This is a genomic window from Streptomyces sp. NRRL S-37 (assembly GCF_000721605.1).
In the GTDB taxonomy this organism is placed as follows: Bacteria; Actinomycetota; Actinomycetes; order Streptomycetales; family Streptomycetaceae; genus Streptomyces.
In genome coordinates, this window is record NZ_JOIZ01000002.1 from 220,449 (window position 1) to 238,680 (window position 18,232).

17 protein-coding genes are annotated in these 18,232 nt (G+C 68.1%); 9 read left to right on the forward strand and 8 right to left on the reverse strand.

Annotated elements, in window-relative coordinates:
* Nucleotides 1–26: 26 nt before the first annotated feature.
* The 3 genes from IH50_RS0103505 to IH50_RS0103515 form a co-directional block, all read right to left on the reverse strand.
* Complete coding sequence (locus tag IH50_RS0103505) at nt 27–1,289, reverse strand: MFS transporter (RefSeq protein WP_030857071.1); 1,263 nt, start codon at nt 1,287–1,289, stop codon at nt 27–29.
* Nucleotides 1,290–1,367: 78 nt separating this feature from the next.
* Nucleotides 1,368–2,450: an inositol-3-phosphate synthase gene (locus IH50_RS0103510; protein WP_030857072.1), complete on the reverse strand. Its 1,083-nt coding sequence runs from the start codon at nt 2,448–2,450 to the stop codon at nt 1,368–1,370.
* A gap of 43 nt (nt 2,451–2,493) precedes the next feature.
* Nucleotides 2,494–3,177: a PadR family transcriptional regulator gene (locus tag IH50_RS0103515; RefSeq protein WP_030857073.1), complete on the reverse strand. Its 684-nt coding sequence runs from the start codon at nt 3,175–3,177 to the stop codon at nt 2,494–2,496.
* A gap of 396 nt (nt 3,178–3,573) precedes the next feature.
* On the opposite strand from IH50_RS0103515, the gene IH50_RS0103520 reads away from it, so the two are divergent.
* Together IH50_RS0103520 and IH50_RS0103525 are read left to right on the forward strand one after the other, a co-directional pair.
* Nucleotides 3,574–6,210: a transglycosylase domain-containing protein gene (locus IH50_RS0103520; RefSeq protein WP_199822034.1), complete on the forward strand. Its 2,637-nt coding sequence runs from the start codon at nt 3,574–3,576 to the stop codon at nt 6,208–6,210.
* A gap of 98 nt (nt 6,211–6,308) precedes the next feature.
* A complete protein-coding gene (locus tag IH50_RS0103525) occupies nt 6,309–7,817 on the forward strand; it encodes a glycosyltransferase family 87 protein (RefSeq protein ID WP_030857075.1) in 1,509 nt (502 codons plus the stop codon).
* Between the two features lie 106 nt (nt 7,818–7,923).
* Here the strand turns inward: IH50_RS0103525 and IH50_RS0103530 are convergent, their stop codons facing one another.
* From IH50_RS0103530 to IH50_RS0103540, 3 genes are all read right to left on the reverse strand, one after another.
* Nucleotides 7,924–8,955: an alanine racemase gene (locus tag IH50_RS0103530; protein ID WP_030857077.1), complete on the reverse strand. Its 1,032-nt coding sequence runs from the start codon at nt 8,953–8,955 to the stop codon at nt 7,924–7,926.
* Between the two features lie 83 nt (nt 8,956–9,038).
* Nucleotides 9,039–10,160 (reverse strand): peptidoglycan bridge formation glycyltransferase FemX, encoded by a 1,122-nt coding sequence (gene femX / locus IH50_RS0103535; RefSeq protein ID WP_030857079.1) that lies wholly within the window; start codon nt 10,158–10,160, stop codon nt 9,039–9,041.
* 173 nt (nt 10,161–10,333) lie between these two features.
* The gene (locus IH50_RS0103540) at nt 10,334–10,636 is read right to left on the reverse strand and encodes a hypothetical protein (protein WP_030857081.1); all 303 of its coding nucleotides are present in this window, start codon (nt 10,634–10,636) and stop codon (nt 10,334–10,336) included.
* Between the two features lie 317 nt (nt 10,637–10,953).
* Here IH50_RS0103540 and rpsF point away from each other — a divergent pair, with 317 nt between their 5' ends.
* The 4 genes from rpsF (at nt 10,954) to rplI (ending at nt 12,653) form a co-directional block, all read left to right on the forward strand.
* The gene (gene rpsF, locus IH50_RS0103545) at nt 10,954–11,244 is read left to right on the forward strand and encodes a 30S ribosomal protein S6 (RefSeq protein ID WP_004929252.1); all 291 of its coding nucleotides are present in this window, start codon (nt 10,954–10,956) and stop codon (nt 11,242–11,244) included.
* A 76-nt stretch (nt 11,245–11,320) separates the two neighbouring features.
* Nucleotides 11,321–11,908: a single-stranded DNA-binding protein gene (locus tag IH50_RS0103550; RefSeq protein WP_030857084.1), complete on the forward strand. Its 588-nt coding sequence runs from the start codon at nt 11,321–11,323 to the stop codon at nt 11,906–11,908.
* Between the two features lie 43 nt (nt 11,909–11,951).
* A complete protein-coding gene (gene rpsR / locus IH50_RS0103555) occupies nt 11,952–12,188 on the forward strand; it encodes a 30S ribosomal protein S18 (RefSeq protein ID WP_003949403.1) in 237 nt (78 codons plus the stop codon).
* A gap of 18 nt (nt 12,189–12,206) precedes the next feature.
* Nucleotides 12,207–12,653, forward strand: a complete 447-nt coding sequence (rplI, locus tag IH50_RS0103560) for a 50S ribosomal protein L9 (RefSeq protein ID WP_030857086.1) — start codon at nt 12,207–12,209, stop codon at nt 12,651–12,653.
* 82 nt (nt 12,654–12,735) lie between these two features.
* Here rplI and IH50_RS0103565 read toward each other — a convergent pair whose 3' ends face one another.
* Nucleotides 12,736–14,073 carry an MATE family efflux transporter gene (locus IH50_RS0103565; protein WP_030857088.1) on the reverse strand — a complete coding sequence of 446 codons (1,338 nt, stop codon included), beginning with the start codon at nt 14,071–14,073 and terminating at the stop codon, nt 12,736–12,738.
* A 461-nt stretch (nt 14,074–14,534) separates the two neighbouring features.
* Here IH50_RS0103565 and dnaB point away from each other — a divergent pair, with 461 nt between their 5' ends.
* Both dnaB and IH50_RS41925 read left to right on the forward strand, forming a co-directional pair.
* Nucleotides 14,535–16,013 (forward strand): replicative DNA helicase, encoded by a 1,479-nt coding sequence (gene dnaB / locus IH50_RS0103570; protein ID WP_030857090.1) that lies wholly within the window; start codon nt 14,535–14,537, stop codon nt 16,011–16,013.
* A 120-nt stretch (nt 16,014–16,133) separates the two neighbouring features.
* Complete coding sequence (locus IH50_RS41925) at nt 16,134–16,643, forward strand: hypothetical protein (protein ID WP_030857093.1); 510 nt, start codon at nt 16,134–16,136, stop codon at nt 16,641–16,643.
* 7 nt (nt 16,644–16,650) lie between these two features.
* Here IH50_RS41925 and IH50_RS0103580 read toward each other — a convergent pair whose 3' ends face one another.
* Nucleotides 16,651–17,124, reverse strand: a complete 474-nt coding sequence (locus IH50_RS0103580; protein WP_030857095.1) for a MarR family winged helix-turn-helix transcriptional regulator — start codon at nt 17,122–17,124, stop codon at nt 16,651–16,653.
* An 82-nt stretch (nt 17,125–17,206) separates the two neighbouring features.
* Here IH50_RS0103580 and IH50_RS0103585 point away from each other — a divergent pair, with 82 nt between their 5' ends.
* Nucleotides 17,207–18,145, forward strand: coding sequence for a quinone oxidoreductase family protein (locus tag IH50_RS0103585; protein ID WP_030857097.1), 939 nt, complete (start codon nt 17,207–17,209; stop codon nt 18,143–18,145).
* Nucleotides 18,146–18,232 lie beyond the last annotated feature (87 nt).

Below are 18,232 nucleotides of genomic sequence, written 5' to 3' on the forward strand. Positions count from 1 at the left end.
AAGACTCTGTGGCGTTGATGTGACACTTACTGACGTTCAAAACGGGCCATAGCCCCAGCTACTGTCCCGTAGATAACGGCGATCGTTACCACCAGCGGGACCGATCGGCCGTCCGGCGGGAGCATCAGGGCGGCCACTGCCGCGGCGCCGACGAAGGCCACGTTGAACAGGACGTCGTACACGGAGAAGATCCGGCCGCGGAAGTCGTCGTCGACGCAGGCCTGGATGACGGTGTCCGTGGCGATCTTCGCGCCCTGGGTGGTCAGCCCCAGGACGAACGCCCCGGCCAGCAAGGGGCCGGAGGCGAAGGGCAGACCGAACGCCGGCTCCAGCACGGCCGCCGCCGCGGCGCACACCACGATCCAGCGGCCGGGACCGAGCCGCCCCGCGGCCCAGGGGGTGAGGACGGCCGCGGCGAAGAAGCCGGCGCCGGACACCCCCAACGCCAGTCCCAGCAGAGCGAGTCCCTCGTCAGTGGTCGATGTCAGGGCGTACCGGCAGAGCATCAGCAGCATGACGAGCATCGCGCCGTAGCAGAACCGCATGAGCGACATCGCGGTGAGCGCCCAGGCGGCCTCCCTGCGCCGGGGCGCGGCGAGGTGCCGTACGCCCGCCGTCAGGTCACGAGCGGTTCCGGTGAGCGCCGTGGCCAGCCGGGGACGTACCAGGGCCCGGTCGGGACCGAGCAGTTCCTTCGCCATGCGCAGCGATGCCACGGCCGCGCACAGGTACAGCACGGCGCCCACGAGCACCACGGCCGCGTCGGAGTCGGCGACGACCAGACGGACGACGAAGGCGAGCCCGCCGCCCGCGGTCGCGGCGAGCGTACCGGCGGTCGGGGACAGGGAGTTGGCGACGACCAGCCGCTCGCTGTCCACCACGCGCGGCAGCGCGGCGGACAGCCCGGCGAGGACGAAGCGGTTGACGCCGGTGACGCACAGGGCGGCGACGAAGAGGAGCCAGTCGGGTACCCGGCCGAGGATCAGGAGGGCGGTCACCGAGGCCATCAGGGCGCGCAGCAGGTTGCCGTAGAGGAAGACCTGGCGGCGGCGCCAGCGGTCCAGGAGGACTCCCGCGAAGGGACCGACCACGGAGTAAGGGAGGAGCAGAACCGCCATCGCGGAGGCGATCGCGGCGGCCGACGTCTGCTTCTCGGGGGAGAAGACCACGTAGGCGGCGAGCGCGACCTGGAAGACGCCGTCGGCGCCCTGGGAGAGCAGCCGGACGGCGAGCAGGCGCCTGAAGCCCTGGAGACGCAGCAGGACGCGCAGGTCACGGACGACGGCCATGGAGCACAGCCTCACATACGGAGAAGGTCCCCGGGCCATGCGACCCGGAGACCCTCAACTGCCCACAGTGGGGAGGTCTTAGCGCTCGACCTCGCCCTGGATGAACTTCTCGACGTTCTCGCGGGCCTCGTCGTCGAAGTACTGCACCGGCGGGGACTTCATGAAGTACGAGGACGCCGAGAGGATCGGGCCGCCGATGCCCCGGTCCTTGGCGATCTTCGCGGCGCGCAGGGCGTCGATGATGACACCGGCGGAGTTCGGGGAGTCCCAGACCTCGAGCTTGTACTCCAGGTTCAGCGGGACGTCACCGAACGCGCGGCCCTCCAGGCGGACATAGGCCCACTTGCGGTCGTCCAGCCAGGCCACGTAGTCGGACGGGCCGATGTGGACGTTCTTCTCGCCGAGGTCCCGGTCGGGGATCTGCGAGGTGACGGCCTGCGTCTTGGAGATCTTCTTGGACTCGAGGCGGTCGCGCTCGAGCATGTTCTTGAAGTCCATGTTGCCGCCGACGTTCAGCTGCATCGTGCGGTCCAGGACGACACCGCGGTCCTCGAACAGCTTCGCCATGACGCGGTGCGTGATGGTGGCGCCGACCTGCGACTTGATGTCGTCACCGACGATCGGGACGCCCGCCTCGGTGAACTTGTCCGCCCACTCCTTGGTGCCGGCGATGAAGACCGGGAGGGCGTTGACGAAGGCGACCTTGGCGTCGATGGCGCACTGGGCGTAGAACTTCGCCGCGTCCTCGGAGCCGACGGGCAGGTAGCAGACGAGGACGTCGACCTGCTTGTCCTTGAGGACCTGGACGACGTCGACCGGGGCCTCGGCGGACTCCTCGATGGTCTCCCGGTAGTACTTGCCGAGACCGTCGAGGGTGTGGCCGCGCTGGACCTGGACGCCGCTGTTCGGCACGTCGCAGATCTTGATGGTGTTGTTCTCGGAGGCGCCGATGGCGTCCGCGAGGTCCAGGCCGACCTTCTTGGCGTCCACGTCGAAGGCGGCGACGAACTCGATGTCACGGACGTGGTAGTCGCCGAACTGGACGTGCATCAGGCCCGGGACCTTGGACGCCGGATCGGCGTCCTTGTAGTACTCGACGCCCTGTACCAGCGATGCGGCGCAGTTGCCCACGCCGACGATGGCTACGCGAACCGAACCCATTCCGGTTGCTCCCTGTGTGTACGAGTGAGGCCCTTCAGGGGTCTCACGTGGCGGTGTCGTCGGGCGTATCCGGCCGGGGATCGTCCCCGGTCCGGGGCAGGCCGCCCGTCGCTCCAGATGTGGTGTCCTGCTGAGCGGGTCCCCCGGTGGCGGACCCCTTCAGGTCCCGCCCGGCCCGCTCGCTCTCGATGAGCTCGTTCAGCCAGCGCACTTCGCGCTCCACGGACTCCATTCCGTGGCGCTGGAGCTCGAGCGTGTAGTCGTCGAGGCGCTCCCGGGTCCGGGCCAGGGAGGCGCGCATCTTCTCGAGGCGTTCCTCCAGCCGGCTGCGGCGGCCCTCGAGCACGCGCATGCGCACGTCGCGCGACGTCTGCCCGAAGAAGGCGAACCGGGCGGCGAAGGTCTCGTCCTCGTACGCGTCCGGCCCCGTCTGGGAGAGCAGCTGTTCGAAGTGCTCCTTACCCTCCGCCGTCAACCGGTAGACGATCTTGGCGCGCCGTCCCGCGAGCGGAGCGGCGAGGGCGTCCTCGGTGGTGTTCCCCGGTTCCTCGATCAACCAGCCGTTGGCGAGCAGCGTCTTGAGGCAGGGATAGAGCGTCCCGTAGCTGAACGCACGGAACACACCCAGTGACGTATTGAGTCGTTTGCGCAGCTCGTAGCCGTGCATCGGGGATTCGCGGAGCAGGCCGAGTACGGCGAACTCGAGGATCCCGGAACGTCGGCTCATCGTCGCCTCCCCTCTGCCGCGGTCGTGCCGTGACGGTCTCGTGTGCGGCTCGTCGCCGCCTTTATACCGAGCTGATGTATCGACTCGATACATCACGACGATAGAACGGCCTTCCGGATGCGACAAGGGGCGGAAAAGTGAACGGGATCACATCGCCGATTGATAGGGAGCAAGTTGCCTGATTTGAGGTGAACTTCTGTGCTCGGCGGGTTTTGACGGTGCGTAGTCTGTGCGCCATGCATAGCACCGGGAACCGAGTGACGCCTGGGGACGTCTTGCTCCCCGGTGCGGTACGGGTGAATGCGGGAAGCACCGCATCCGTACTTCGGGGGGACCGGAAACCAGCCGCCGTTTCCAGGCGCGCAAGGGTGCGCCTGCCCGAGGAGTAGTCGTTCGATGAGCGAGCACCGTCGCAAACCGCCGCAGCCGCAGGGAGGCGGACGTGCCGCGGCCCGACGCGGCCAGTCCGGCTCGTCCTCCGGCCGCCGCGCGGCACCGCGAGGCGCCACCGGGTCTCCGTCCGATTCCTATGGGTCGGGCTCCCGTGGCCCGGGGGGTGAGGAGCATACGTACGGCAGCCGCGCCGAGGCGCGCCGTGCGGCACAGAGAGGCGGGGGCCGCCGAGCCGGCGCCGCCGGCCCCGGCCGGGGCGGGGGGCGCTCGGCCCCGCCCGGAAAAAAGCGGATCATCGACTATCCGCGCTTCGACAAGGACGGCTGGCGCCGCTGGACGCCGTCCTGGAAACTCGTGTCCGGCCTGTGCATCGCGTTCTTCGGCAGCCTGGTCGCCGTGGCGGGGATCGGGTACGCGATGGTGAGCGTGCCCAGCGAGGAGAACGCCGCGGCGCTGTCCGAGAACAACGTCTACTACTGGGCCGACAAGACCCAGATGGTCGCCACGGGCAGCGGCCAGAACCGGCAGAACGTCACGATCGACCGCATCCCCGAGGCCATGCAGTGGGCGGTGATCTCGGCCGAGAACAAGAGCTTCTACCAGGACTCGGGCATCGACCCCATGGGTATCGCCCGGGCGCTCGGCAACATGGCGACGGGTGGTGACACCCAGGGCGGCTCGACGATCACCCAGCAGTTCGTGAAGAACACCTACCTGAGCCAGGACCAGACGATCTCCCGGAAGTTCAAGGAGATGTTCATCTCGATCAAGGTGGGCACCAAGCTCAACAAGAAGGAGATCCTTCAGGGCTACCTGAACACCTCGTACTACGGTCGTGGCGCCTACGGCATCCAGGCCGCCGCCCAGACCTACTACGGCAAGGACGCGGTCGATCTCACGCCCAGCGAGTGCGCCTTCCTCGCCGCGCTGCTCAAGGGGCCGACGTACTACGACCCCGCGGGCAACGTGAACCTCGACTCCTCCGCCACCGCCGAGAAGAACCGCGAGCGTTCCGAGGAGCGCTGGAGCTGGATTCTCGAGCAGATGCACACGGACAAGCACCTTTCGGACGCCGAGTACCAGAAGGCGATCAAGGAGTACCCCGAGCCGCAGGGCCGCAAGGCGATCAAGGGCATGACCGGTCAGGTCAGCTATCTCGTCGACACGGCGAAGCGCTACGTCCTGAAGAACTCCGACATCACGGAGGCGCAGTTCGACCAGGGCGGCTACCAGATCTACACGACCTTCGAGAAGGACAAGGTCGAGGCGCTGGCCAAGGCCGTGAAGAAGGTCGAAAAGGAGAAGATCGACCCGAAGAAGCGCGAGGAGGACCAGCACGTCCAGTTCGGCGCGGCGTCGGTGAAGCCCAACGACGGCGCGATCGTCGCTCTCTACGGCGGTGCCGGCTTCGAGAACGGCCACTTCAACAACAACGCGGACACCTCGGGTGTCCCCGTCGGATCGACGTGGAAGCCGTTCGTGCTGGCCGCCGCGATGCAGCACGGCACGTACAAGACGAACGGTGAGGGCGTCTCACCGCTCAGCAAGTACAACGGCAACGACCACCTGCAGATCAGGGAGAACGACGGCTCCCTCGTCCTCAAGAAGGACAACACGCCCTTCTACCAGGAGAACGAAACCGACTACAAGTGGGGTTACATCACCCTGCGTAAGGCGATGGAGCAGTCCGTCAACACCCCCTTCGTGCAGCTCGGTATGGACGTGGGGATGAAGAACGTGGCGGACCTCGCCGAGAAGTCCGGCATTCTGAAGGACAGCTTCGCCGACCTCAACGCGTCGTTCGCCCTGGGTACGTCGACCCCCAGCGCGATCCGCATGGCCGACGCCTACGCGACCTTCGCGGCATCCGGCAAGCAGGCCGACCCGTATTCGGTGACCGCGGTCAAGCACAGGGGGTCGGAGCTGCCCGGCTTCGAGAAGCCGCGGGTCACGCTGGCGATGCCCGAGAACGTGGCGCACAACGTCACCGACATCCTCGAGAACGTGATCGAGAACGGTACCGGTTACAAGGCGCAGGGGCTGGGGCGTACGGCAGCCGGCAAGACGGGTACGACCGACAAGAACAAGTCCGCGTGGTGGGTCGGCTACACCCAGCAGCTCGCGACCTCGGTCGCCATGTTCCGCGAGGACCCCAAGGATCACGAGCTGCTCTCCATGAACGGCACGGCGGGTGAGAAGTCCATCCACGGTGGTGACGTTCCCACCCAGATCTGGACCGAGTACATGAAGGTCGCCCTGAAGGGCGAGGAGGACCCCGGATTCCCCAAGGCCGAGAAGATCGGCGAGGTCGCGGACGGGATCGGAGCGCCGTCTCCCACCCCGACCGCCACGGAGACCGAGGAGGAAGAGGAGAAGGAGACGCCGTCGGCTCCTCCGTCGCCCACGCAGACCGAGACCACGCCGCCGCCACCGACCAACACCGCCACCTGCGGACCGTTCGACTTCAACTGTGAAGACGACGGTGAGGAGGAAACGGGCGGCACGGACAACGGCGGTACGGACAACGGCGGCACGGACGGAGGAGCGAGCAGTTCGCCGGATCCCACATCCAGCAGCGACACCGGAAACAGCAGAGGCAACGGCAACGGAGGCGGTCTCTTCGGAGGCTCGGGCGATTAGCCGGCCTATCACCCGCCTTGGGTGTTTCACGTGAAACACGGGCCGCCGTACCTCCGGGTGCGGCGGCCCTCGGCGTATCCCCGGTCAGGTACGGCAGGATGTGCGGCATGCCCAGTGGAGAATCGACGCAAGCGAGCGTCCACGAGCCGGAGCCGGTGCGGCCGACCGAGGAGGACCGGGTCGCCGCGGCCGGCAGTGAGCTGATCGGCGGCCCGCTCGGACGGCGTGCTCTGACCGGGACCTCCTGGTGGACCCCGGTGCGCGTGATCGCGCTCGTGGCGATCGGCATGTTCGCCCTCGGTCTGGTGCAGAAGGCACCCTGCTACAACGGCGCCTGGTTCTTCGGCGCCAGCTCCCAGTACACGCATGCGTGCTACTCGGACATCCCGCACCTCTACCAGGGACGCGGCTTCGCCGACGGACTGGTGCCGTACTTCGACAGGCTTCCCGGGGACATGGAGTACCTCGAGTACCCGGTGCTGACCGGCCTGTTCATGGAGGTCGCCGCCTGGCTCACCCCCGGCAGCGGCAGCATCCAGGACCAGGAGCAGTGGTACTGGATGGTCAACGCCGGGATGCTCATGGCGTGTGCGGCCGTCATCGTCGTCTGCGTGACCCGTACGCACGCGCGGCGGCCCTGGGACGGCCTGCTGGTCGCCCTGGCACCGGCCTTCGCGCTGACCGCGACCATCAACTGGGACCTGCTGGCGATCGCTCTGACGGCCGCCGCGATGCTGATGTGGTCGCGGGGGCGCTCCCTCGCCTTCGGTGTCCTCCTCGGGCTCGCCACGGCCGCCAAGCTCTACCCCGTGCTGCTGCTCGGGCCGCTGCTGGTGCTGTGCTGGCGCGCGGGACGATGGCGGGCCTACGGCACGGCCCTGGGCGGCGCGGCCGTCGCCTGGCTCGTCGTGAACGGGCCCGTGATGCTCTTCGCGGTCGACGGCTGGTCGAAGTTCTACACGTTCAGCCAGGAGCGAGGCGTCGACTTCGGATCCTTCTGGCTGATCCTGGCGCAGAACTCGGACGACCCGCTGAGCACCGACACGGTCAACACGCTCGCCACGGCGCTGATGCTGCTGTGCTGCGTGGGCGTCGCGGCCCTCGCGCTCATGGCCCCCCGCCGGCCGCGTTTCGCCCAACTCGCCTTTCTGATCGTCGCGGCGTTCATCCTCACCAACAAGGTCTACTCACCGCAGTACGTCCTGTGGCTGGTGCCGCTGGCCGCCCTCGCCCGGCCGAAGTGGCGGGACTTCCTCGTCTGGCAGGCCTGTGAGGTGGCGTACTTCCTGGGCATCTGGATGTACCTCGCCTACACGACCAGCGGGGACGCCCACAAGGGACTGCCCACCGACGGCTACCACTGGGCGATCGGCGTGCATCTGCTGGGGACGCTCTACCTATGTGCCATGGTTCTGCGCGACATCCTGAAGCCGGAGCGGGACCCGGTGCGCCGGTCCGGTGACGACGACCCCTCGGGCGGAGTGCTGGACGGGGCAGAGGACATGTTCGTGCTCGGGCCGGCTGCTCGCCCCGCTCGTCACGCGGCCCACGCCGAGGGTCCTCCGGTCGAATGGGGCAGGACGGAAACCACCGGCGGTTCGCTCTGAGCGAACAAAACGGAGGGTGACGCCCCCTCAGGACGCGGGAAAAGCCGTACACGGGAGAACCGTGTACGGCCTTTCCCGCTGTCAGCGCGTGGAGGCCTTCTCGCCGTCAGCGGTCGACGAGCCGGTCGAACTGCGTGGTGGTGTGCCGGAGATGGGCCACCAGCTCCTCGCCCACCGTCGGTTCCGGCGCGTCCGCGGGCACGAACAGGATCGACACCTGCATGTGCGGCGGCTCGGCGAACCAGCGCTGCTTGCCGCCCCAGACGAACGGCGAGAGGTTGCGGTTGACCGTGGCGAGGCCGGCGCGGGCGACGCCCTTGGCCCGCGGCATGACGCCGTGCAGCGCCTTGGGGGCCTCCAGACCCACACCGTGCGACGTACCGCCCGCCACGACCACCAGATAGCCGTCGGAGGCGGCCTTCTGCTGCCGGTAGCCGAACCGGTCGCCCTTGGCGACGCGCGTGACGTCCAGGACGGCGCCCCGGTACTCGGTGGCCTCGTGGTCCCCCAGCCAGAGCCGGGTGCCGATCCGGGCGCGGAAGCGGGTCTGCGGGAACTGCTGCTGCAGCCGGGCGAGGTCGTCGGCCTTGAGGTGGCTCACGAACATGGTGTGCAGCGGGAGACGGGCCGCCCGCAGGCGGTCCATCCAGCCGATGACCTCCTCGACGGCGTCCGAACCGTCGGTGCGGTCCAGCGGCAGATGGATGGCGAAGCCCTCCAGCCGGACGTTCTCTATCGCGGAGTGCAGCTGAGGCAGGTCCTGCTCGCTGATGCCGTGCCGCTTCATCGAGGACATCACCTCGATGACCACCCGGGCGCCGACCAGGCCGTACACGCCGTCGACGGACGACACCGAGCGGATGACCCGGTCGGGCAGCGGCACCGGCTCCTCGCCGCGCCGGTACGGCGTCAGCACCAGCAGGTCACCGCCGAACCAGTCCTTGATCCGGGCGGCCTCGTACGTCGTGCCGACGGCGAGGACGTCCGAGCCCAGCCGGGTGGCCTCCTCGGCCAGCCGCTCGTGGCCGAAGCCGTAGCCGTTGCCCTTGCAGACCGGGACCAGCCCCGGGAACTGCTCCTGCACGTGCTTGTGATGCGCCCGCCAGCGCGCGGTGTCGACGTAGAGCGTGAGCGCCATGGCCGGACCTGGAACCTTTCTCGTGGCTGCGGTGTATCAGAGGTAGGGGAGCGAATGGAGCCGCCGGAGCGGCGCGGCAGAGGTCAGCGGCGCGACATGTAGATGTCGAGCGCCTTGTGGAGCAGCTTGTTCAGCGGGAAGTCCCACTCGCCGAGGTACTCGGCGGCCTGGCCGCCGGTGCCCACCTTGAACTGGATCAGACCGAAGAGGTGGTCGGTCTCGTCCAGCGAGTCGGAGATGCCGCGCAGGTCGTAGACGGTCGCGCCGAGCGCGTAGGCGTCGCGCAGCATCCGCCACTGCATCGCGTTCGAGGGCCGGACCTCGCGGCCGATGTTGTCGGAGGCGCCGTAGGAGTACCAGACGTGCCCGCCGACGATCAGCATCGTCGCCGCGGACAGGTTCACGCCGTTGTGCCGGGCGAAGTACAGCCGCATGCGGTTGGGGTCCTCGGTGTTGAGGGCCGACCACATGCGCTGGAAGTACGACAGCGGGCGGGGCCGGAAGTGGTCGCGCACGGCCGTGATCTCGTACAGCCGCTGCCACTCGGGCAGATCGTCGTAGCCGCCCTGGACGACCTCGACGCCGGCCTTCTCCGCCTTCTTGATGTTGCGGCGCCACAGCTGGTTGAAGTTCTTGTGGACCTCTTCCAGGGCACGGTTGGCCAGCGGCACCTGGTAGACGTAACGGGGCTGGACGTCCCCGAAGCCGGCGCCTCCGTCCTCGCCCTGCTGCCAGCCCATGCGGCGCAGCTTGTCGGCGACCTCGAAGGCGCGGGGCTCGATGAAGTCGGCCTCCAGATCGCGCAGGCGCTTGACGTCCTGGTCCTGGATGCCGCGCTTGATGGTGGGGGCCTCCCAGCGCCGGATGATCACGGGCGGCCCCATCTTCACCGAGAACGCGCCCTGCTGCTTCAGGTGGGCGAGCATCGGCTCGATCCACTCCTGGAGATTCGGCGCGAACCAGTTGATGACCGGGCCCTCGGGCAGGTAGGCGAGGTAACGCTTGATCTTGGGCAGCTGCCGGTAGAGCACAAGACCCGCGCCGACCATCTCGCCGGTCCGGTCGTCGAACCAGCCGAGGTTCTCCGAGCGCCATTCCGCCTTGACATCAGCCCAGGCCGGGACCTGCATGTGACTCGCCGACGGCAGACTCTGGATATAGGCCAGATGCTGCTCTCGACTGATGGTCCTCAGGGTCAGGCTCATTCGGGGCGCTCCTCGGGCTGGTGTGTCCCCATGGGTTCAGGGGCTCCGGCTCTCGCGCGAAGCCTACTGCGCCTCGGGGGCGCCCCGGTTGGGCGCACGGGACCTTCGCCCCGGCCCGCCGTCGGCCGGGGCGTTCGACGATGTTCGGAAGAGGGGGTAGGGGGTGCCCGACGTCAGCCGAAGAGGCCCCCGTGCGCCATGCCCAGGAAGAACCCGACCGCCGCGGCACCCAGACCCAGGACGAGACCGAACCGCTCGCGGGTCGTCACCGAGATCCACTGGCCGTACGCGCCGGTGAGGATCCCCACCAGGCCGGTCCAGGAGCTGAGCAGGTGCAGGTGGTGGAACATCGCCGTGATGAAGGCCGTGATGCCCAGCACCAGGGTCACCGCCATGAGGGTGTCCTGGAGCGGGTGGGGCTTGCCGTCCGTGGCGAAAAGGCCTCCGGCGGTGTTGGGTCGCAATGCCTGTGCCATGGGGCACCTCCTGCGAAAGGCGGCGGATCGTAGCGCCGTACACACCCGATGTGTACAGATTGACTGTCCCCGCGGCCGGATTTCAACCGGAAGCCGCTGTGCGGGTACTCTGTACCGTCCGCACCGGTCTCTGTCCGGACAGAGCCGGGCAAGCCGAGGAAGGACCACGGTCCGCCCCGGCCGGCCTGGAAGATCGCCGCCCGACCTCGATTGTCAGTGGCGGCTGTTTTACTGACAGGCATCGTTGCGGCAACGCATCACGACCCTCCTGCCACGGAACGACCGTGGCCGCTGAGTCCAAAGGAGGTGGGTTCCACATGCGTCACTACGAGGTGATGGTCATCCTCGACCCCGACACCGAGGAGCGCGCTGTCTCCCCGCTGATCGAGAACTTCCTCTCTGTCGTCCGTGACGGCGGCGGAAAGGTCGAGAAGGTCGACACCTGGGGCCGTCGTCGTCTCTCGTACGAGATCAAGAAGAAGCCCGAGGGCATCTACTCGGTCATCGACCTGCAGGCCGAGCCTGCGGTCGTCAAGGAGCTCGACCGCCAGATGAACCTGAACGAGTCGGTCCTCCGGACCAAGGTCCTCCGCCCCGAGACCCACTGAGCTCTCCCGCTCGGTTGATCCCGGGACACGAGTAGCAGCACAAGCAGCCAGCAGCAAACCCGCCGAGAGGTTCCCCATGGCAGGCGAGACCGTCATCACGGTCGTCGGCAATCTTGTCGACGACCCCGAGCTGCGCTTCACCCCGTCCGGTGCGGCCGTCGCGAAGTTCCGTGTCGCGTCGACCCCCCGCACCTTCGACCGTCAGACGAACGAGTGGAAGGACGGCGAGAGCCTGTTCCTGACCTGCTCGGTCTGGCGTCAGGCGGCGGAGAACGTCGCCGAGTCGCTCCAGCGAGGCATGCGCGTCATTGTGCAGGGCCGGCTGAAGCAGCGGTCCTACGAGGACCGTGAGGGCGTCAAGCGCACGGTCTACGAGCTGGACGTCGAGGAAGTCGGCGCCAGCCTGCGCAACGCCACGGCCAAGGTCACCAAGACCACCGGCCGCGGTGGTCAGCAGGGTGGTGGCGGCTACGGCGGCGGTGGCGGCCAGGGTGGCGGCGGCTGGGGCGGCGGTCCCGGCGGTGGCCAGCAGGGCGGCGGCGCTCCCGCCGACGACCCGTGGGCGACCGGCGCTCCCGCCGGTGGCCAGCAGGGTGGCGGCGGCTGGGGCGGCGGCTCCGGCGGCAACAGCGGCGGCGGCTACTCGGACGAGCCCCCCTTCTAGGCGGGGCCGCACCCACACTTCTTGATCACACAGGAGAAACATCATGGCGAAGCCGCCTGTGCGCAAGCCTAAGAAGAAGGTCTGCGCATTCTGCAAGGACAAGGTCACGTACGTGGACTACAAGGACACGAACATGCTGCGGAAGTTCATTTCCGACCGCGGCAAGATCCGTGCCCGCCGCGTGACCGGCAACTGCACGCAGCACCAGCGTGACGTCGCCACGGCCGTCAAGAACAGCCGTGAGATGGCGCTGCTGCCCTACACCTCCACTGCGCGATAAGGGAAGGGTGACCGACTCATGAAGATCATCCTCACCCACGAGGTCTCCGGCCTCGGTGCCGCGGGTGACGTCGTCGACGTCAAGGACGGTTACGCTCGCAACTACCTGGTTCCGCGGAAGCTCGCGATCCGCTGGACCAAGGGCGGCGAGAAGGACGTCGAGCAGATCCGTCGTGCTCGCAAGATCCACGAGATCCAGACCATCGAGCAGGCCAACCAGGTGAAGGCCCAGCTCGAGGGCGTCAAGGTCCGCCTGGCCGTCCGCTCCGGCGACGCCGGCCGTCTCTTCGGTTCCGTCACCCCGGCCGACATCGCTTCGGCGATCAAGGCCGCCGGTGGTCCCGAGGTCGACAAGCGCCGCATCGAGCTGGGCTCGCCGATCAAGACGCTGGGCGCCCACGAGACGTCCGTGCGTCTGCACCCCGAGGTGGCCGCCAAGGTCGCCATCGAGGTCGTCGCCGGCTGAGTGCCGCGCTCGCTGAAGCAGTGAGCATGGGGGCCGCACCCTTCGGGGTGCGGCCCCCATCGCCGTGTTCCACGTGAAACGGTCAGCGTGCGGCGCCCGTGACGATCCAGCGGCCGGAGCGGGTGCGGAGCCACAGGGTCAGCATCCGCACGGTCATCATGAGCGTCATCGTGGCCCACAACGCGGTGAGTCCGCCCCCGAGTGAGGGGACCAGCAGGGCGGCGGGAGTGAACACCGCGAGGGTCAGCAGCATCGCCCAGGCCAGGTACGGTCCGTCGCCCGCGCCCATCAGGACCCCGTCCAGAACGAAGACGACGCCGCAGATCGGCTGGGACAGCGCCACCAGCACCAGAGCGGGCAGCGCCGCGTCCGTGACCGTGGCATCACTGGTGAACAGGGGCAGGAACACCGGCCGGGCGAGTACCACCAGGACACCGAGGACGACACCGACCGCGATACCCCACTCGACCATGCGACGGCATGCCTCACGGGCACCCCGGTCGTCGCCGGCGCCCAGATAACGCCCGATGATGGCCTGCCCGGCGATGGCGATGGCGTCCAGCGCGAAGGCGAGCAGGCTCCACAGGGAGAGGATGATCTGGTGGGCCGCGATCTCGGAGTCGCCGAGACGGGCGGCGACGGCTGTCGCGATCATCAGGATCGCCCGGAGTGAGAGGGTCCGGACCAGCAGGGGGACGCCCGCCCGGGCGGACGCCCTGATCCCGGCGGCGTCCGGGCGCAGCGACGTCCCGTGCCTGTGTGCTCCGCGCAGCACCACGGCCAGGTAGACCGAGGCCATGCCGCACTGCGCGATGACGGTGCCCCAGGCGGAGCCCGCGATGCCCAGGCCGGCGCCGTAGACCAGGGCGACATTGAGTACACCGTTGGCGGCGAAGCCGGCGATGGCGACGTAGAGCGGTGTTCTGGTGTTCTGCAGTCCCCGCAGGACACCGGTCGCGGCGAGCACGACCAGCATGGCCGGTATGCCGAGTGTGGAGATCCGCAGATAGGTGGTCGCGTGAGGAGCCGCCGTGTCGGAGGCGCCGAAGAGCTCCACGAGGGCGGGTGCCGTGGGCAGGACGACGGCCATGACGGTGGTGCCGAGGAGCAGGGCCAGCCAGATTCCGTCCATGCCCTGGCGGATGGCCGAAGGAAGGTCACCGGCTCCGACACGCCGGGCGACGGCGGCCGTGGTGGCGTAGGCCAGGAAGACGAAGACGCTCACGGCGGTCATCAGGAGGGCTGAGGCGACGCCGAGACCGGCGAGTTGTGCCGTGCCCAGATGGCCGACGACGGCGCTGTCCGCCATGACGAAGAGCGGCTCGGCGACGAGGGCGCCGAAGGCGGGGACTGCCAGCATGACGATTTCACGGTCATGCCGCCGTCGAGCGGCTCCGGGCCGCGCGGGGGCCTGTGTCATGTGCACCAATCTAATCGTCCACAGGTAAGAGATGCAAAGCTTTGTAGACCCTTACTTCGCGGCTCCGGGTGTGGGCTTGGGTACATCGCATGAAGCGATCTTGAGCCGACTGGGCAACTTTTTCTTCTGCACAGCCGGTGGATGATGAAAATGCAGGTCACGGGCCTGTGGATGTCAAAGGTTTGGGCTTGTTCACAAGGCTGTCCACCGGATCGTGCACAGGTTTCGCGGAGTTCTCCACAGCATTGGGCCACTCGTCCACAGGGCCTGTGGATAACCAGATTGGCTGACGGTGCCGACGGGCCTACGGTGGTCCGGCGCTCGCTCCGTCCACCGGTTTCAGAAACGCCACAAATCCGGCGAACGGCAACTGGAGTTGGGCCTCTTGATTTGTCAGTGCCGTGCCGTAGAACAAAGGGGCACGGCGAGGTCCGTTCCGGCGGACGGGAGGAGGTGGCTCGGTGAGCATTTCCGAGCCCTTGGACGACCCGTGGGCCGAGAGCGGACCCAGTGATCGTCTGCCCGCCTCCCGTCGCCGCGAGGACCGGGGCAGGGGCCGCGACGAGCAGCACGACCGCGGCCGGGACAACGGCGCGTGGGACGGCGGGGGCTCCGCGTTCGAAAGGGTGCCGCCGCAGGACCTCGAAGCCGAGCAGTCCGTGCTGGGCGGCATGCTGCTGTCCAAGGACGCCATCGCCGACGTCGTCGAGATCCTCAAGGGCCACGACTTCTACAAGCCGGCCCACGAGACCATCTACACGGCCATCCTCGACGTCTACGCCAAGGGCGAGCCGGCCGACCCCATCACCATCGCCGCGGAGCTGACCAAACGCGGTGAGATCAACAAGGTCGGTGGGGCCTCGTACCTGCACAACCTCGTCCAGACGGTCCCCACGGCGGCCAACGCGGCCTACTACGCGGAGATCGTGCACGAGCGCGCCGTGCTGCGCCGCCTGGTCGAGGCCGGCACGCGCATCACACAGATGGGATACGCGGCCGACGACGACGTCGACGAGATCGTCAACCGCGCGCAGGCGGAGATCTACGCGGTCACCGAGCAGCGCACCAGCGAGGACTACCTGCCGCTCGGCGACATCATGGAGGGCGCCCTCGACGAGATCGAGGCGATCGGATCGCGCAGCGGCGAGATGACCGGCGTGCCCACCGGGTTCACCGACTTCGACTCGCTCACCAACGGCCTGCACCCGGGGCAGATGATCGTCATCGCCGCGCGTCCCGCGATGGGCAAGTCGACGCTCGCCCTGGACTTCGCCCGGGCCGCATCCATCAAGAACAACCTGCCCAGCGTCATCTTCTCGCTGGAGATGGGCCGCAACGAGATCGCGATGCGTCTGCTCTCCGCCGAGGCGCGCGTCGCCCTGCACCACATGCGTTCCGGCACGATGACCGACGAGGACTGGACCCGTCTGGCACGCCGGATGCCGGACGTCTCCGCGGCACCGCTCTACATCGACGACTCCCCGAACCTGTCGATGATGGAGATCCGTGCCAAGTGCCGTCGTCTGAAGCAGCGCAACGATCTGAAACTGGTCGTCATCGACTACCTCCAGCTGATGCAGTCCGGCGGGTCCAAGCGGGCCGAGAGCCGCCAGCAGGAGGTCTCGGACATGTCCCGTAACCTCAAGCTGCTCGCCAAGGAGCTGGAGATCCCGGTCATCGCGCTCTCCCAGCTCAACCGTGGCCCCGAGCAGCGCACGGACAAGAAACCGATGGTCTCCGACCTGCGTGAGTCCGGGTCCATCGAGCAGGATGCCGACATGGTCATCCTGCTGCACCGCGAGGACGCCTACGAGAAGGAGTCCCCGCGCGCCGGTGAGGCGGACCTGATCGTGGCGAAGCACCGAAACGGTCCGACGGCCACGATCACGGTCGCCTTCCAGGGCCACTACTCGCGCTTCGTGGACATGGCGCAGACCTGATCCGTCCCTGTCGTGGAAACTCGGATTCCGTTCCGGAATCCACCACTTGCTCCGGACACGGACGTTCATGACCGCTTCCGGCCGGCCCCTCGGTCTCTCGCCCGTCCTGCGGAGGGCAGCGTGAGCAGGGCGGCGGCCCGGATCGGAGTGGGTACGCGCTGTTGGCGAACCGTCCCGGCAGAGCGCTGCACCCAGCTCCACCTGGACGAACACAGGTTCCTTCGGCAGATCGTCGCCCTCACCGGCTTCTCCCGCGGACTGCTGACCGATCTCGCCGAGGAGTACGGCATCCCGCTCCGCGCGGGCCTGCAGGACGACGAACACCGCGGCACCATCGACCGCGCCTGGCTCATCGGGCAGTACGTCGTTCACCGCCGGACCCTGCCCGGTCTCGCCCAGGAGGAGGGGACGAGCCCCGCGGCCATGGCCCGCTGGGCGCACAATCGAACGTGCCGGACATGGCCGCGGGACGAGATCCGCCCGGTTCGGCAGGAGCGTTGCCGCAGCGGTGCGAAAGCCCGGATCCGGAAGGTGGCCATGGCAGTGCCGGCCGAGAGTTCGGACACGATGCCGAGGCTTCCTGACCTGAGGGCGGGGCGGCTGCCTCGCTGTCTTCCCGGGCGTGCGTGACGAGCCGCTATGCGCCACCTGAGCCGGTTTCAGCGCAGGGCTCTTCCTGTTGGACTATGCGTGCGAGGAGCTCCATGAGCTGGGTCCGCTCGGCAGGCGTCAAGGCGGCGGTCAGCTCATCGTTCGCCTCATGGCCCAGTTTCTCCGTCTGAAGCAGACGGCGTTTCCCGCTCGGCGAGAGGGTGATGGCGTTCTTGCGGCGGTCCTTGGCATCCGGCGCGCGGGTCACGAGGCCATCGTTCTGGAGGTCGTTGAGGATCGCGACCATGTCCTTGGGATCGATGCTCAGGCTGCGGCCCAGCTCGGCCTGCGATACGGGTCCCAGTTCGGCGACGGCCGACAGGACGGCATGGTGCATCATCCGCATGCCCACCTGAGCGAGGGCCTCGGCGACGAGCCGGTGCCCCCGAGCCGCGGCACGGCCCAGGAGCCAGCTGGGGAGGGAACGAATACGGGCGGGAGCGCGGGTGGTCTCGGGCATGGGGCCAGAGTAACCAGAAAATCATTGGGGACCCCTACGATCTTTCGCTATCGTTGGGGCCCCCAATGATCTGGAGGTGTGCATGCGGCGCGTTCGCTTCTATGAGTACGGCGGTCCGGAAGTGCTCCGAGTCGAGGACGCGGAGGCCCCCGAGCCCGGTCCTGGGGAACTGCTGGTCCGTACGGAAGCCATCGGCGTGACCCTTCCCTCCGTGCGCAAGGTCCGCGGCGAAGGCGGCAGGACGCCGCTACCGGGAGTCCTTGGAGGTGAGGTCGCGGGAACGGTGATCGCACTCGGCCCGGGCGTGACGGATTTCGAGGTCGGTGACCGCATCACGTCGCTCACCTTCAATGGCGGCTCGTACTCCGAACTGGCGATCGTTCCCGGCTTCATGACGAGCCGCGTACCGGCCGGAGCAAGCGCCGTCCAAGCCGTCGCGCTCGTGCGCAGCGGACACGTCGCCTTCGCCGCCCTCGCCACGGCCCGCCCTCTCGCGGGCGAGTCGGTCCTGATCACAGGCGCTGCGAGCGGGGTGGGACATCTCGCGGTCCAACTGGCCAAGCTTCAGGGTATCGAACGGGTCGTCGCGGCCGTGAGCTCGCGCACCAAGGCGGAATTCCTCCGCGGTCTGGGCGCCGACGAGATCGTTACCTACGACAGCGAGCACTGGGGGGAGCCAGTCGATGTCGTCCTGGACGGAGTCGGCGGAGACCTCCTCCCACGCGCCGTCTCCGCCCTCGCACCCGGCGGGCGACTCGTCTTCTTCAACTCGGGCGGCGGAACCGTTCCCGCCTTCGACCTCCTGGCAGGATCGAAAACCATCACCGGTCTCACCATGGCGAGGTTTGCCGGCACTCAGCGTGAGCTCTATGACCGGCATGGCGAGGCGCTGTGGAAGCTGACCCTGTCCGGGCGGTTGCGACCAGTCATCCACGCCCGCATTCCGCTGGCCGACGCGGCACGAGCACACGAGATCATCGAAGCCCGTACCAACCTCGGCAAGGTCGTCCTGCTGCCCTGACGGTGGAGCTGACCCGCATCGGGAAACACGTGACCGCTGTGGCCAGGAAGATCCCCGCGAAGGAAATGACATGGCGGTGGGACAGAG

Excerpts from the sequence above, each read along its gene's own strand:
- IH50_RS0103525 (WP_030857075.1), top strand. The coding sequence starts at position 6,309 with ATGTGCGGCATGCCCAGTGGAGAATCGACGCAAGCGAGCGTCCACGAG.
- IH50_RS0103585 (WP_030857097.1), top strand. The coding sequence starts at position 17,207 with ATGCGGCGCGTTCGCTTCTATGAGTACGGCGGTCCGGAAGTGCTCCGA.
- rpsF (WP_004929252.1), top strand. The coding sequence starts at position 10,954 with ATGCGTCACTACGAGGTGATGGTCATCCTCGACCCCGACACCGAGGAG.
- IH50_RS0103520 (WP_199822034.1), top strand. The coding sequence starts at position 3,574 with ATGAGCGAGCACCGTCGCAAACCGCCGCAGCCGCAGGGAGGCGGACGT.
- IH50_RS0103505 (WP_030857071.1), bottom strand. The coding sequence starts at position 1,289 with ATGGCCGTCGTCCGTGACCTGCGCGTCCTGCTGCGTCTCCAGGGCTTC.
- IH50_RS0103540 (WP_030857081.1), bottom strand. The coding sequence starts at position 10,636 with ATGGCACAGGCATTGCGACCCAACACCGCCGGAGGCCTTTTCGCCACG.
- rpsR (WP_003949403.1), top strand. The coding sequence starts at position 11,952 with ATGGCGAAGCCGCCTGTGCGCAAGCCTAAGAAGAAGGTCTGCGCATTC.
- IH50_RS0103530 (WP_030857077.1), bottom strand. The coding sequence starts at position 8,955 with ATGGCGCTCACGCTCTACGTCGACACCGCGCGCTGGCGGGCGCATCAC.
- rplI (WP_030857086.1), top strand. The coding sequence starts at position 12,207 with ATGAAGATCATCCTCACCCACGAGGTCTCCGGCCTCGGTGCCGCGGGT.
- IH50_RS0103510 (WP_030857072.1), bottom strand. The coding sequence starts at position 2,450 with ATGGGTTCGGTTCGCGTAGCCATCGTCGGCGTGGGCAACTGCGCCGCA.
- IH50_RS0103515 (WP_030857073.1), bottom strand. The coding sequence starts at position 3,177 with ATGAGCCGACGTTCCGGGATCCTCGAGTTCGCCGTACTCGGCCTGCTC.
- IH50_RS0103550 (WP_030857084.1), top strand. The coding sequence starts at position 11,321 with ATGGCAGGCGAGACCGTCATCACGGTCGTCGGCAATCTTGTCGACGAC.
- femX (WP_030857079.1), bottom strand. The coding sequence starts at position 10,160 with ATGAGCCTGACCCTGAGGACCATCAGTCGAGAGCAGCATCTGGCCTAT.
- IH50_RS0103565 (WP_030857088.1), bottom strand. The coding sequence starts at position 14,073 with ATGACACAGGCCCCCGCGCGGCCCGGAGCCGCTCGACGGCGGCATGAC.
- IH50_RS0103580 (WP_030857095.1), bottom strand. The coding sequence starts at position 17,124 with ATGCCCGAGACCACCCGCGCTCCCGCCCGTATTCGTTCCCTCCCCAGC.